This is a genomic window from Pseudomonas sp. NPDC087697, assembly GCF_044743155.1.
Classification (GTDB): domain Bacteria; phylum Pseudomonadota; class Gammaproteobacteria; order Pseudomonadales; family Pseudomonadaceae; genus Aquipseudomonas.
In genome coordinates this window covers 1-14,076 of record NZ_JBIUVW010000059.1, presented here as the reverse complement: position 1 = coordinate 14,076, position 14,076 = coordinate 1, and the positions used below count along the sequence as shown (strand labels likewise).

8 protein-coding genes and 1 pseudogene are annotated in these 14,076 nt (G+C 57.7%); 2 read left to right on the top strand and 7 right to left on the bottom strand.

What is annotated here, in order from left to right:
* Positions 1-49: 49 nt before the first annotated feature.
* Positions 50-697 carry a peptide-methionine (S)-S-oxide reductase MsrA gene (msrA, locus tag ACIPIN_RS26830; protein WP_123423849.1) on the top strand — a complete coding sequence of 216 codons (648 nt, stop codon included), beginning with the start codon at positions 50-52 and terminating at the stop codon, positions 695-697.
* A 151-nt stretch (positions 698-848) separates the two neighbouring features.
* Here the strand turns inward: msrA and ACIPIN_RS26825 are convergent, their stop codons facing one another.
* The 7 genes and pseudogenes from ACIPIN_RS26825 to putP form a co-directional block, all read right to left on the bottom strand.
* Positions 849-1,688 carry a 23S rRNA (adenine(2030)-N(6))-methyltransferase RlmJ gene (locus ACIPIN_RS26825; RefSeq protein ID WP_401124131.1) on the bottom strand — a complete coding sequence of 280 codons (840 nt, stop codon included), beginning with the start codon at positions 1,686-1,688 and terminating at the stop codon, positions 849-851.
* 228 nt (positions 1,689-1,916) lie between these two features.
* Positions 1,917-2,330 (bottom strand): hypothetical protein, encoded by a 414-nt coding sequence (locus tag ACIPIN_RS26820; RefSeq protein ID WP_401124129.1) that lies wholly within the window; start codon positions 2,328-2,330, stop codon positions 1,917-1,919.
* Positions 2,331-2,534: 204 nt separating this feature from the next.
* Positions 2,535-2,960, bottom strand: a complete 426-nt coding sequence (locus ACIPIN_RS26815; RefSeq protein WP_401124126.1) for a hypothetical protein — start codon at positions 2,958-2,960, stop codon at positions 2,535-2,537.
* A gap of 10 nt (positions 2,961-2,970) precedes the next feature.
* A pseudogene (locus ACIPIN_RS26810) lies at positions 2,971-7,739 on the bottom strand (RHS repeat-associated core domain-containing protein).
* Entirely contained in the window at positions 7,739-8,476 is a 738-nt protein-coding gene (locus ACIPIN_RS26805; RefSeq protein ID WP_401124123.1) for a DUF4123 domain-containing protein, read from the bottom strand. The pseudogene ACIPIN_RS26810 and the gene ACIPIN_RS26805 overlap by 1 nt, the downstream one beginning before the upstream one ends.
* The gene (locus ACIPIN_RS26800) at positions 8,466-10,475 is read right to left on the bottom strand and encodes a type VI secretion system tip protein VgrG (RefSeq protein ID WP_401124120.1); all 2,010 of its coding nucleotides are present in this window, start codon (positions 10,473-10,475) and stop codon (positions 8,466-8,468) included. The genes ACIPIN_RS26805 and ACIPIN_RS26800 overlap by 11 nt, the downstream gene beginning before the upstream one ends.
* Before the next feature lie 422 nt (positions 10,476-10,897).
* The gene (gene putP, locus ACIPIN_RS26795; RefSeq protein WP_401124117.1) at positions 10,898-12,382 is read right to left on the bottom strand and encodes a sodium/proline symporter PutP; all 1,485 of its coding nucleotides are present in this window, start codon (positions 12,380-12,382) and stop codon (positions 10,898-10,900) included.
* A gap of 461 nt (positions 12,383-12,843) precedes the next feature.
* Here putP and ACIPIN_RS26790 point away from each other — a divergent pair.
* Positions 12,844-14,076, top strand: a 1,233-nt coding sequence (locus ACIPIN_RS26790; protein WP_401124115.1) for a proline dehydrogenase family protein, incomplete at its 3' end; no start/stop codon positions are given.

The following is a 14,076-nucleotide window of genomic DNA, read 5'->3' as shown; positions in this document are numbered from 1 at the left end:
TGCATGTCTGACTCCTTACCGACTCCCTTACCTGACTGGAGGACTGATCATGGTCTTGCGCTCGGAAATTCTGGTGAACAAAAACGTGCTCCCTACTAAAGAACAAGCTCTGCCTGGCCGCGAAACCCCAATGACCGTGCCCGAAAAACACTTCGTCCACGACGCCCCGCTACTGGGCCCGTTCGTTACCGACGTGGAATTCGCAATCTTCGGCCTGGGTTGTTTCTGGGGCGCGGAACGCAAGTTCTGGCAGCGTGAAGGCGTAGTCAGCACCTCCGTGGGTTACGCCGGCGGCTTCACCCCGAACCCGACGTATGAAGAAGTCTGCTCGGGCCTGACTGGCCACTCCGAAGTCGTACTGGTGGTCTACGAACCGGCAAAAGTCAGCTACGAAGCGCTGCTGAAGATGTTCTGGGAACTGCACAACCCGACCCAGGGCATGCGCCAGGGTAACGACATCGGCACTCAGTACCGTTCGGTGATCTACGCCACCAACCCGACTCAGTTGGCAGCCGCCAAGCACAGCGAGCAGGTGTTCCAGGCCGAACTGACCAAGGCCGGCAAAGGCACCATCACTACCGAAATCGAAGAAGCCCCGACGTTCTACTTTGCCGAGGCCTATCACCAGCAATACCTGGCAAAGAACCCTGAAGGGTATTGCGGGATTGGTGGTACGGGCGTGACTTGCCCGATCTGATTTTCAGGGCCTGAAAAGCATCGCGGGCAAGCCCGCTCCCACATTGGACCTGTGTCTGACCACGCTGTTGTGATCGACATAGAAACCCTGTGGGAGCGGGCTTGCCCGCGAAGGCGTCCTGTCAGACGCCGTTAATTTCTCTGATCAGCATTCAACTTTCGGCAATCAACCAATCCATCTGCCACCCGCCCTGGGTCTGGCCGAGTTTCTTCGACAGCCACGGCAGCAACTCGCGCAACTCTTCCTCAAGCCCCCACGGCGGATTGGCAATCGCCAGCCCGGAACCGTTCAGGCTGTTCGGCGTATCCAGCGGATGCACCAACAACTCCACGCGTAATAACTTCGGCGCACCAGTGCCAGCCAGGTCCTGATAGAAACGACGCAACATGCGCTGATCCTTCACCGGGTACCAGATCGCCGCCACGGTTTGACGCATCCGGCCAATCGCCTCTTTCAGAGACGCGGCACAACGCTGCATCTCATCGAGCTGCTCGAACGGCGGATCAATCAGCATCAACCCGCGCTTCTCCGGCACCGGCAACAACGCCCGTGGCACATGCCAGCCTTCGCCCAGGTGCACTTTGACCCGGCGATCGCCCTTCATGTTGTCCTTGAGCAACAACCCGTCTTCCGGGTGTTTCTCGTTGAGCAACACCCGATCCTGCGGACGAGTCAAACGCCGCGCCAGCTCTGGCGAGCCAGGGTAGTAGCGCAACTCGCCATCCGGGTTCATCTCATGCAAAACCCGCATGTAATCGGCGGTCAGCGGCGGCAGATCCTGCTCGCCCCACAAACGTGCAATGCCTTCCAGGTATTCACCGGTACGGCTCGCCTGATCGCCCTGCAGGTCATACAGACCAATGCCGGCGTGGGTGTCGAGATAGGCAAACGGCTGCTCCTTGCGCGACATCAAGGCGATGAGGCGGGTCAAGGTCAGGTGTTTGAACACATCGGCGTGATTGCCGGCGTGGAAGGCGTGACGATAATTCATGGCTGCTCCTGCGAAGGAGACGAAGTTTACCTTGTACCGTGCCCAACGTCAGGACCGCCTGTAGGAGCTGTCGAAGGTTCGGGCCGCGTTCGGACGATCTTTTGATCTTGCTCCTCGGCATTTTCCGGCACCGCCAAAGATCGCAGGCTGCGCCAGCTCCTACGCCGATCGTGTACAGGCGTGCTCGCGATCGAGCGCGAAGCGGTCGTAAAAATCTTTCGCCGACTGTTACCAGGTGGATTGATCTTCAAGGCTGGCCTTATGAAGATCGTCTTTCCATTCTTCGCTTGCCAGTCTGTATATGTCCTCAAAAAAACCACGAGGGTTCTCCATTTTGTCCCACCCCGAAGGTAACGATGAACACTCCTCAGGGTCATTTTCCAACAAAACTTGGAAGTCATAATCTCTGTCCAATAAAGCACTCTCTAGACACTTTACAAGCAAATATTTCTGCCTATATGGAAGCTCGCACAGATCACTCAAGCAATATGCAAGCACCAGATTCTTTCGATCTATTGGATCATTTGGATCAAAACCCTCCAACTCCTCACCCAACGCTTCCTCCCTGTCATATATATCAAAACCTCCTAAAAAATATGACGGTGTTGGAATATAAGGCTGACCGGTACCAGGATCTATCATCCCCCCTCCTACTTAATTGGATACAACGCAAATGGAATTCCCTTCTTGTTAAACTTCATTTCTATTCCGTTTATTTTGACCAGCTTTGGATTATTGATATTTTTTGAGTTAGACATATAACCTTCACCGCCGCCAGGAAATTTCATCCTCACAATATTTCAGCCTTTTTGATCTGCACCAGTGACAATATAGATTATTTCGCCATCACCAAGCAGTTCGATCTTCCAAGCTTGCTTTCTGAAGATCATCCTTCCACTCTTCACTTGCCAATCTATATATATCTTCAAAAAACCCACGAGGATCATCTATTTCCGTTTCATCCCACGCGATAGTAATGCACTCATCGTAATCGCTTTCAAACTGTGTAGAAAAATCAAAATCGCTATCAGCCAAGGCTTTTTCTAGGATTTCAAATAGAGCAAGCCGATGCCTATAGCTTAAGTACTCCAAGTCACGCAGCACGAACTCCTTAATTATTTCATACCGCTCCCGACTGAGATTAGGATTATATTTTCGAAGAGCTTCGCCTATTGCCTCCTCTCGATCATAAATTTCAAGCCCCGCCAAAATATACGAAAGCCGAGGTTCCCACGGTAGATCCACATTTTCAAATGGAGATTTCAAAAACACTTCCTCACTTCTATCTTGCAAATGCCGTAAAAGGTCGCTTTATATTTTTCCTATCAAACCTCACTTCCGCCTCATTCATAACACCAATATATTTAGGATTATCCAAATTTTTATCATTAGGCTTATACCCTCGCCCCACCCCAGGTATTTTCACCCTAACTACCGGATTACCTTTCTTATCATATCCGGTAGGTTCAGGCACATCTTTATCCATCTTCGAGATAGCGTATCCAATCGCTTGGCACTGCAAAGTCCAACAAGTAAATTGCGAACTCGAATTAATCTTTTCCTTTATTCCTTTTTTTGTTGGGTGAGAGCCATCAATTGATCGTTGCTTCAGAGCCACGTCCGGGATTTCAGGACCGTGTTTCGCAACACTATGCATGTCGTATTCTTTTTCCCAAGCCAATACTTGGCGTTTTGCCTCCACTTTGGACAACGGCTTAGGAAGCGTTGGAGCCCCATCATTGACAGAGGTTTTGCTGAGGTCATCCGGTAACGAACAGCCTGCTTTCTTCTTATTGTTCGGCGGTGGGCAGTTCGCCGAGTTCAACCCCAACGGATCCACCCACCCCGTCGGATTCGGGGTGTACTGGTACCCGTTTAACCCACCCGCCAACTTGATCGGGTCCGGTGTCAGGTACCGACCTACATCCGGATTGTAGTAGCGATGCCGGTTGTAGTGCAGGCCGCTTTCAGCGTCGAAGTACTGCCCCTGGAAACGCAGCGGTTGCTCAAGCTGCTCTTCGCCAAAGCGCTTCAGGCTGGCGAGTTTTCCGTAGGCGTTGTACTTCGCCGACCAGACGATCTCGCCGCCGTAATCCGTCAGTTCCTGCGGTGTGCCAAGGTGGTCGAGTTGGTAGTAGAACGGGCAGGCCTTGCGCGGGCCTTTGCCGTCGAGCATCGCCAATGGGCGGAAGCTGCCGGGTTCGTAGAGGTAGCTGCGGTAGTGTTCTTTGCTGCTTTCGGCGACGAGGTTGTCGCCTTGCCAGAAGAACTCGGTGGTGTGGCCATCAACGGTTTTAGCGATACGACGGCCAAAGGCGTCATAGCGGTAGCTGGCGGCTCTGCCATCCGGCAGCGTGATGCCGATCAACCGGTGCTGGCAGTCGTAGCGGTATTCGGTGACGAGTTTTTGCGCGGTACCACGACGTTCGCGGATCAGGTTGCCGAAGGCGTCATAGTCGTAATGGCGGTCGCCTTGCAGCAGCAGGCAGTTGCCCTGGATGTTCGTCGGGCCGGGGCGGTCCTGCATGATCAGGTTGCCCGCCGGGTCGTGGGCGAAGGTTTCCGGTGGGTTGTCGCGGGTGTGGCGGACGCGGGTCAGGCGGTTCAGCGGGTCATACTGGTAACTACGTTGGCCGTGACGGGTGTCAGCGATGTGATCGAGATTGCCGTTGGCGCTGTAGGCATAGTCGCGGCGGTACAGGTTTTTTTGCTGTTGGCTGACGGCGTGGGCTTTCAGACGTCCCTGATCATCGTAGGCGTATTCGCTGAGCAGCAAGCCTTGCTGGCGCTGTCGCTCGCGGCCAAATTCGAACTGATGGGCGGTGAGTCGTGCGCCATTGAGGTCGATGGCCGTCAGCGCACCACCCTTGGCGTGGTGATAGTCGAGCTTGCTGTTGTCCGGCAGGCGCAGGCGATCGAGCTGGCCGCAGGCATCGTAGCCATAGCGCAAAGTGCCCCAGCCCTGGTGTTCGGTGATCAGGCGGTCCTGCTGGTCGTACTCGAACTCCAACGGGTGGTCGTGACCATCATCGACGCTGATCAGTCGACCCAGACTGTCGTAGCAATACTTGATGTTGACGCCATCGGGCAGGGTCTTGACCAGCAATCGCCCTGCCGAGTCCCGCTCATAAGCCGTAACCTGCTGCGAGCCGTCATCGCCGAACTCAGTTTTCTCCAGCAGGTGGCCGTTGAGGTCGTAGCTGTAAGCGGTGCGGCGGCCGTCGAAACCTATTTCCTGTCGAATCAGGCCGGTGGGCGTGTAGTCCAGCTGATACTTTTCGCCGGATTCGTTCTCAATTTCCGTCAGCAACAACTGCGCGTTGTCGTAGCGATAACGCAATTGCGTGCCGTCGGCATTGATGCGGCGACTGACCAGGTGCAGGTCATCGGCGTACTCAAATCGGGTGACGCGGCCCAGTTCATCGCGTTCGGCGATGATTTTTCCGTAGGCGTTATAGCTGAAGGCGCGGCTGGCACCGGTGGGAAGCGTTGTCTGAATCAGTCGTCCGACGGCATCCCATTGGTAGTGGGTGACGGCACCGTGTTCGTCCTGACGGGTAATCTGTCGACCCAAAACATCGTAGGAAAACCGACGCTGGCCGCCGTCTGGTAGCGTTTCCTCGACCAGTTGTCCCAAACCGTTCCAGACGAACGCATGCCGACTGGTGTCCGGATAACGGATCGACAGCAGCCTCCCCTGAACGTCGTAGTGGTAATGAGTGACATGCCCGTCGGGATCGGTTGCTTCAGTGATGTCGCCCCGAGCATTGCGCTGATATTTCCACACGGCTTTGCCGCGATACCGCGCATGCAGGAATCCGTTGCGGTACTCGTAGGCCGTCGGTTCGTCTTCCGGCGGCAGCAGCGCAATCAGTTGGCCAACCTCGTCGTAGCGGTACTCGGTGACAGCGCCAAGCGGGTCCTGCTCGGCAATCAACCGGCCGTCATCGTCGTAGGCCTTGAGGTGTTCGGCACCGCCCGCCTCGACCCTGCGCACCAGCCGCGCCTGCTGGTCGTGGACGTAAACCTCTTCGCTGCCATCGGCGTTGAGCACCGTGACACTGCCTTCATCGTCCCAGACGTAGTGCGCGTCCATCTGCGCAAAACTGGCCCAGTGGCGCACGCAGCGCGCCGCTTTGCCTTCGCGCTCCCATTCCCAGAAAAAACTCGCGCCGCCGGCCAGTTGCCGCTGGAGAATCACCGCCTGAGCGTCGTAGTCGTAACGCTCGCTTTCGCCCGCCGCGTTGCTGGCTTCGATCAGTCGATGGCCTTCGTCGTAGCGATAGGCGACCAGCGCTTGTTCGGTCTGCCACGCTTCATCCAGGGTGTCGGCCGGGTGAAAGACCTGATAGTCGACAGCGATCAGATGCTGACGGTCGTAGCGCAACAGCAAGGCGCGGCCGGCGCCGTTGTCCAGCCGTTTGATCCGGTCGAAGCGGTCGCGGCTGATGCGCAGACGGTTGTCGTACGCATCGCTGATTGTTGTGAGACGACCGTCGCGGAAGTGGTAAAACCGCGCCGCCTCACCAGCCTGAGCAAGGATCAGTTCATCGGCGTCGTCGCCCAGGTAAATCGCCGCCCGCGACAGGCTGTTGTGGATCGCCGGGCGTTCGCGCTGGGTTGTGGAAAGCGCGTGCGGCGGTTTTCATGGTCGATCCAGATCAGGCTGTCGCCGTCGAGTTCCAGGCGATGCGCCAGCGAATGGCTCCAGCCAAAGCCCAATCCGCTGTCGATTTCCGCCGCGCTGGTGCGGTACAAGCGGGTGAAAGCAAACGGCAGCACACCGTCGAGTTCGCCGTCAGTGAGGGTCAGCAGTTCTTCGCCGGTAACCATCGACACCGGACAGTTGTGGGTGGCGGTTTTGTTCGCGGTGTCGGCGCTGGCGCCGTTGGGGTTTTTCGCCTGATCCGGGGCGTTGTCGTGGTGTTGGTTGGCCTTGAGCGTGGTATTGCGGCGGCCGTCCCAACGCAGTTGCATCACGCCTTTTTTCAGGCCGGCGGCGACGCCTCGGGCCGCGACTTTTTTGTAGTGGTCGACGTAGCCCATGAAGCTGTCGATGATCTTGAAGATCGCCGCAACGAAGCGCAGGCCGGCATCGACGATGTGTTGGCCATACCGCAGCAACCGCACCGAGAGATAGGCGACACCCACCCCGAAAAAGCTCAGCACGATGCCGATCAGCAGATCAATCACCAACTCGACCACCAGCTTCGAAACCGTCTCTGCCGTAGACCCGGCGATCTGACTCGGCGGCAGCGCCTCCAACCACAGACTCGCGGTACGCAACAGCAAACACAGCGCCGCTTCGTCACTGGCCAGCAATAGGGCTTTTTCCATCATTGCCGGCGATTTTTGCGCCAGAGCGGCCAGAGCATCGGCACTGCTGCCGAGCCTTTCGGAAAACTTCGTCGGGTCTTTGAGGATGTCGCCAATCAGCCCAATGTTGTCCCACACCCCTTGGATCGCCGCCCAACTGCCCGCGAGCATTCCATTGCCCACCGCCAGCAGCGACGCCGAGGCGGATTGTTGCGACCACTGCGGCTTGAAGCCTTTCCACTCGTTGCGCAGCCAGGTTTCCAGCGATTCGGTCAACCCGTCATAAGCGCCAAACAGATCATCGAGTTGCGTCGGCGTGACGGCGCCGTGAACCCGCACCTGATAGAACTTCCCGGCCTCGCCCTTGAACTGCCCCTTGCCATGTTCATCGAGAAATACCGGCGTACTTGGCCCACCCGCCGCCGGAATCACATCGACCTGAATGTTGCCCAGCGGAATGTCGTAGACCGATTCGAACTTGCTCTCGATTTCCAGAATGCCGCTGGCCGGACACTGCGCCACGCTGGAGATGAAATCGTCATCGCCGGTGCTGACCGCTGTGGTCGTGCTGCCGAATTTGATCAGCCGCTCCATGCCCATCAACGACGGCAGGTCGGCAGCGTGGCTAACCTTGTCGGCGGCCCGGATGAACCAGTGGTTGAGTTGTTGACGGTAGAGACTGAGGGTGTCTTTGAAGCTGTCGAGCTCCTGCTCGATACGTACGATTTGCTCCATCAGCTCAACTCCGCCATCAGGTAATCCACCAAGGCGGTTTTCGGTGCTTGAGGCAGATCAGGCGTTTCAAGAAAGATCGCGACTTTGTGCCGCAAAACGCTTTCTGAAAACGCCTCGTACAGATCAGGGCGATCCTCGCTCAGCCACTTCAGCAGGTTGTTGATTCGAGTGGCGGCAGACTGGGCCGCGAGTTGTTCCAATAGCGCGCCGGGAATCTCCCACCATGGAAAAACCCTGGATGTTTCCAGCACGCGGCCACCGATTTCCAGGGCCTGGCCATTGATAAGGCAGCGCCCGATCAGCGGCATCAGTTGAGCGTCATCAACCTCCGCCGACTGAAGAATCGACAGCAGATAACGTCCGTCCCAGAAGCGGAAAAACACCGCGCTACCGTTGGGTAACAGGGCTTGCGTGAGGCTGCGCAGATGATCGACCAGCACCTCTTGAGGGGCAGAGGACACCGCTAGCCAACCCCAGTCGCGAGACTCAGTGGTGGCCACCCACTCCATAAACTCACTGCCAGCAGCGACGACTCCGACATAGGGCATCACCGGTCCCCACTCGGCGTAAGCGGTGTCAGCCCAGATTGGGCTCGGCGCTTGCGCAGTGCTTGAACGCTGCCAGGCTTTAAGGGGTTCAGCGGAGCTGGCATTGCCGAACACCGCGAACAACTGCTCGGAAGGTTTCAGCGGATGGCGGTCCAGCCAGGCACGAGGTGACAAGGCATCAGGCTGCACAGACACCCTCCTTGCAGCGCTCGCATTCTTCGCAGAACGGCGCGTCGCTTTTCAGGCTCAGAATCTGTGCGGCACTCAGCAACGCTGCCGTGGCTGCTACGCGTTTCAACGGTGTATCGGGCAAGGCCGGCGCAGCAGCCATGGCCGGTATCGGCGCACCACCAAGCTGAATCGGCACGCTGCTGAAGATCCCGGCAGCGCTGATGTTGATCCACTGCCCACCCGCCTGAATGGTCGCGCTGGCACCGCCGTCGATGACCACCTGCTGACCGGCGCTGACATGGAATTGTTGACTGGCATTGAGCGCCTGACTGGTCACCCGAATGTGCCGGTCGCCGACCACCACCAGATGATCGTCCAGCTTCACTTCGGTTTGGCGCTGACCGTGGGTAATGCGTTGCTCGTCGGCTTTCAATTCATGACGATCGAGACCAGCGACTACCACACTTCGCTGGTTGCCCACTTGCAGGCGTGAATCGCGCAACACCTGCTGGGTCCAGTCGCGCTGGGCCCGCAGATAGATCTCCTCGGCGCCCTTGCGGTCTTCGATGCGCAGCTCGTTGTAACCGCCGCCACCGGGACTGCTTTGGCTGCGAAAAATGCTGCGGGTTTTGTCCGCCGGCAGATTGAGCGGCACCGAGTTGGCCCCATTCGGCAGACAGGCCATAACCATGGGTTTATCCGGGTCTGCATCGACAAACCCGACCAACACCTCCATTCCAACCCGAGGGATCAGCGCACTGCCGTAACCGTCATGAGCCCAGCCACTGGCGACTCGCAGCCAGCAACTGGAATGCTCGTTCAGTTGACCCTCGCGATCCCAGGCGAATTGCACCTTGACCCGCCCGAACTCGTCGCAATGAATTTCGCTGTCAGTCGGCCCTGTGACGACCGCGTTCTGATAGCCCGGAACTCGCGGTTTGTTTTCGGCCAATGGTGGGCGAAACGGTACGTCCCACGGCGTCGCCAGAAAGGTATTGCGATAGCCCTGAAATTCACCGCTGTCGGCGGACTCCTCCAGCACTTGCGGCTGCCGGCCGTGGTGCTCGATTGCTGTCAGTAGCCACAGGTCATTCCATTCTGTGCGCGGGTGCTCGGCGAGCATCAGAAAATGGCCGGTGAGCAACGCCGATTGATCACTGCAACCTTCAGCCTGACGGAAATCCGCGCCATGACGCTCCAGCGCCCGTTGCGCCAAGTGCTTGCCGTGGTCGCGATCGGTGAACTGACCAGGGTAGTGGTAATCCTCCAGGATCGGGCGCTGTTCGCTGTCGACGGTGCTTTGCAGCAACAGACCGGGCTTGTGGAAGTTGTAGTCGCGACGGGTCACTGCGCTGGTGCGGGTTTCCAGATGTACGTTGAAACGCTTGATCGCAGGCTGGTCGGTGGCCATCCCGCTGCCTGGCAAGTAAAGGGTCGACTCCGCGAGCGTGCGGAAAATCGTCTGGTCGTCACCGAACACCAGCAAGTGTCCGTTCGGGCTGTGCTGGAAGTGGTAGTGAATGCCGATCTCGGCGCACAACCTCTGGATAAACGCCAGATCACTCTCGGCGTATTGCACGCAGTACTCACGCTCGGTGTATTGGCAGCCGAGCTGGAATTCAAACGCGTCGCGCTGGATCCCGTGATGCTTGAGGATCTGCGTGATGATCGTCGGAACGCTTTTGTGCTGGAAGATTCGCTGGTTGATGCACTGATCGAGATAGGCGAGTCGCGGCACCAGACTGACTTGGTAGCGGGTCAGGCGCTTGCCGGAGTCACCTTGGGCGACGCGATACACCTGACCATGAATACCGGAACCTTGAGCATCGAAACTGAGGAAAGCCTGACGGTGCAGCAGGTTTTCGAGGTCGAGGTCCGGATATTCGCTGACCAACTCCAGGTCAAAACGATAGGGCTGGCTGATGGCTTCCTTGCCCTTGAACTCAAGCACTTTGAGCTCATTCTGGACGCCGTCGAGGGTCAACGTGAAACGCGGTTGATTGGCAGGCGCGAGCATCCGATGTCTCTTCTGCAGAATAAAGGCGGGCGATTCTGCATGAGCAACAAGGGGTGTTGATCGAAGGTCAGAAAAATCAGATTTGCCCTGATTTTTTAGAGATTCTTCCTTCAGATATAGGGATTAACTACTACAGACATTCCTGTCGGACGAGCTGTATTGACGCCTTTTTGAGCCTCAACACGATCCCCGTAGCAGCTGGCGCAGCCTGCGTTCGGCTGCGCAGCAGTCGTAAAATCATTCACTGCATTTCTTCAGGTAAACCGCGATGGATGGTTTTACGAGCGCTGCGCGCCCGAACGCAGGCTGCGCCAGCTGCTACGGGGACCGCGTGGCGACCTGAATCTGCCCCCCCCCAAAAAAACGGCCCGCATCCATAAGGCTGCGGGCCGTTTTTATTCAGCGAGCATCAGCGCTTCACATCACTTGTTCAGGTGGAAATCTTTTTCCGCCGCGGCGAAACGCTGCAGCATACCGGCCGACGGCGCACCCATTTTGCTGACCAGCACAATGGCGAGGCTGGCGAAGATGAAGCCCGGGATGATTTCGTACAGACCCAGCAGGTTGAAGTGCTTCCAGACGATCACGGTGAGTGCGCCAACCACGATACCGGCGAGTGCGCCGTTACGGGTCATGCCTTTCCACAGTACCGAGATCAGTACCACCGGACCGAACGCAGCACCGAAGCCGGCCCAGGCGTAGCTGACCAGACCCAGTACACGGTTTTCCGGGTTGGCGGCCATGGCGATGGCAATCAGGGCAACCGCCAGCACCATGGCGCGACCGACCCAGACCAGTTCAACCTGGGAAGCATTTTTACGCAGGAAGGATTTGTAGAAGTCTTCGGTCAGGGCGCTCGAGCACACCAGCAATTGGCAGCTCAGGGTGCTCATCACTGCAGCCAGAATGGCCGACAGCAGCACACCCGCGACCCATGGGTTGAAGAGGATCTTGGCCAGTTCGATGAACACACGCTCGTGGTTTTCACTCACAGGCATCGCCACGGCCGGGTTCGCCGAGAAGTAAGCGATACCGAAGAAGCCCACGGCTACGGTGCCGCCCAGGCACAGGATCATCCAGGTCATGGAGATGCGACGGGCGTTGGCAATCGACTTGACCGAGTCCGCCGCCATGAAGCGCGCCAGGATGTGCGGCTGACCGAAGTAGCCAAGGCCCCAGCCCATCAGCGAAATGATGCCGATGAAGCTGGTGTTTTTCAGCATGTCGAAGTTGCCTGGATCTTGTGCTTCGATGGCGAGGAACGTGGTGTCGATGCCGCCGGTGGCCAGCAGCACGATGATGGGTGTCAGCAACAGGGCGAAGATCATCAGCGTGGCCTGTACGGTGTCAGTCCAGCTCACCGCCAGGAAACCACCGACAAAGGTGTAGGCAATAGTCGCAGCAGCACCGGCCCACAGCGCAGTCTCGTAGGACATGCCGAAGGTGCTTTCAAACAGACGGGCACCGGCGACGATGCCAGAGGCGCAATAAATGGTGAAGAACACCAGAATCACAACAGCAGAGATAATCCGCAGCAAGCCGCTCTTGTCTTCAAAACGGCTGGAGAAGTAATCCGGCAGCGTCAGCGCATCACCGTTGTGTTCGGTTTGTACTCGCAGACGACCGGCCACGAACAGCCAGTTCAGGTACGCGCCGACGATCAGGCCGATGGCGATCCAGCTTTCCGACAGACCCGACATGTAGATGGCGCCCGGCAGGCCCATCAGCAACCAGCCGCTCATGTCGGAGGCGCCAGCGGAAAGCGCGGTCACGACGCTGCCCAGGCTACGGCCACCGAGAATGTAGTCAGAAAGGTTGTTGGTGGAGCGATAGGCCATGAAGCCGATCAGCACCATGGCTGCGATGTAGATCACGAATGTGATCAAGGTTGGATTGCTTGCACTCATTGAGTTACGCCCTGGCTTTGTTTTTATGTAGCAGCGGCCTGTCGAATCGTCGCCAAACGCTTACGCTTGAGAGACGATCGGGTAATCCGCGCATTTATGACTGATGTTTCCCCAGGAAAGCCATCAGCCGATGAGCCGCCTGCGTAGACGGTTGCACCTTGGTGCGCGAATGCTATTCAACAAAGCAAACAAGGTGCAACCGGTTTCTTGAGAATCAGTTGCACCTGATACGAATTTTCTTTTAAACCCCGATTTTTGCTCCTTTTCGGAGCAAGAACCTTTTTCGACTACTGCAAAAAGCACCAAGCAAGGGCGGGGCTCGTGTACCAGAATTTATTTCCTGACAAGCTGCCGATTATTCCGACAAAAAAGGGTTGCACCCGGTTGCACCTCTTTCGGCGCACGGCTAATCTTGCCGCCAGCTGATGCCACGCAGTCGTGGCAAACATGAGGATAAAAATATGGCTACCACCACCCTTGGGGTCAAACTCGATGACCCGACCCGCGAGCGCCTCAAAGCTGCCGCGACCTCGATTGATCGCACACCGCATTGGCTGATCAAACAGGCGATTTTCAATTACCTGGAAAAACTCGAGGGTGGTGCAACCCTGACCGAGCTGAGCGGCTTGACCCGCTCCGAAGCCGATGACAGTGCTGACGTCCACGTCGATCACGCCCATCAGTGCTTCCTCGAATTCGCTGAAAGCATCCTCCCGCAATCGGTGCTGCGCGCCTCGATCACTGCCGCCTACCGTCGTCCGGAGCCGGAAGTTGTACCGATGTTGCTGGAGCAGGCTCGCCTGCCCGCCGCCATGTGCGACGCCACCAACAAGCTCGCCGCCTCGATTGCCGAAAAACTGCGCAATCAGAAGAACGCCGGCGGCCGTGCAGGCATTGTTCAGGGCCTGCTGCAGGAGTTTTCCCTGTCGTCCCAGGAAGGCGTGGCACTGATGTGTCTGGCCGAAGCGCTGCTGCGTATCCCGGACAAAGGCACTCGCGATGCACTGATCCGCGACAAAATCAGCACCGGCAACTGGCAGCCACACTTGGGCAATAGCCCGTCGCTGTTCGTCAACGCCGCCACTTGGGGTCTGTTGCTGACCGGCAAACTGGTTGCCACCCACAACGAAGCTGGCCTGACCTCGTCCCTGAGCCGCATCATCGGCAAAAGCGGCGAGCCGATGATCCGCAAGGGCGTCGACATGGCCATGCGCCTGATGGGCGAGCAGTTCGTCACTGGCGAAACCATCGCTGAAGCCCTGGCTAACGCCAGCCGCTTTGAAGCCAAAGGCTTCCGCTATTCCTACGACATGCTCGGCGAAGCCGCACTGACCGAACATGACGCCCAGAAATACCTCGCGTCCTACGAGCAAGCCATCCATTCGATCGGCAAGGCTTCCCATGGTCGTGGCATTTATGAAGGCCCGGGCATCTCGATCAAGCTCTCGGCCCTGCACCCGCGTTACAGCCGCGCCCAGTACGAACGCGTGATGGACGAGCTGTACCCGCGCCTGCTGTCGCTGACCTTGCTGGCCAAGCAATACGATATCGGCCTGAACATCGACGCCGAAGAGGCCGACCGCCTCGAGCTGTCGCTGGATCTGCTCGAGCGCCTGTGCTTCGAGCCGCAACTGACCGGCTGGAACGGCATCGGTTTCGTGATCCAGGCGTACCAGAAGCGCTGCCCGTACGTG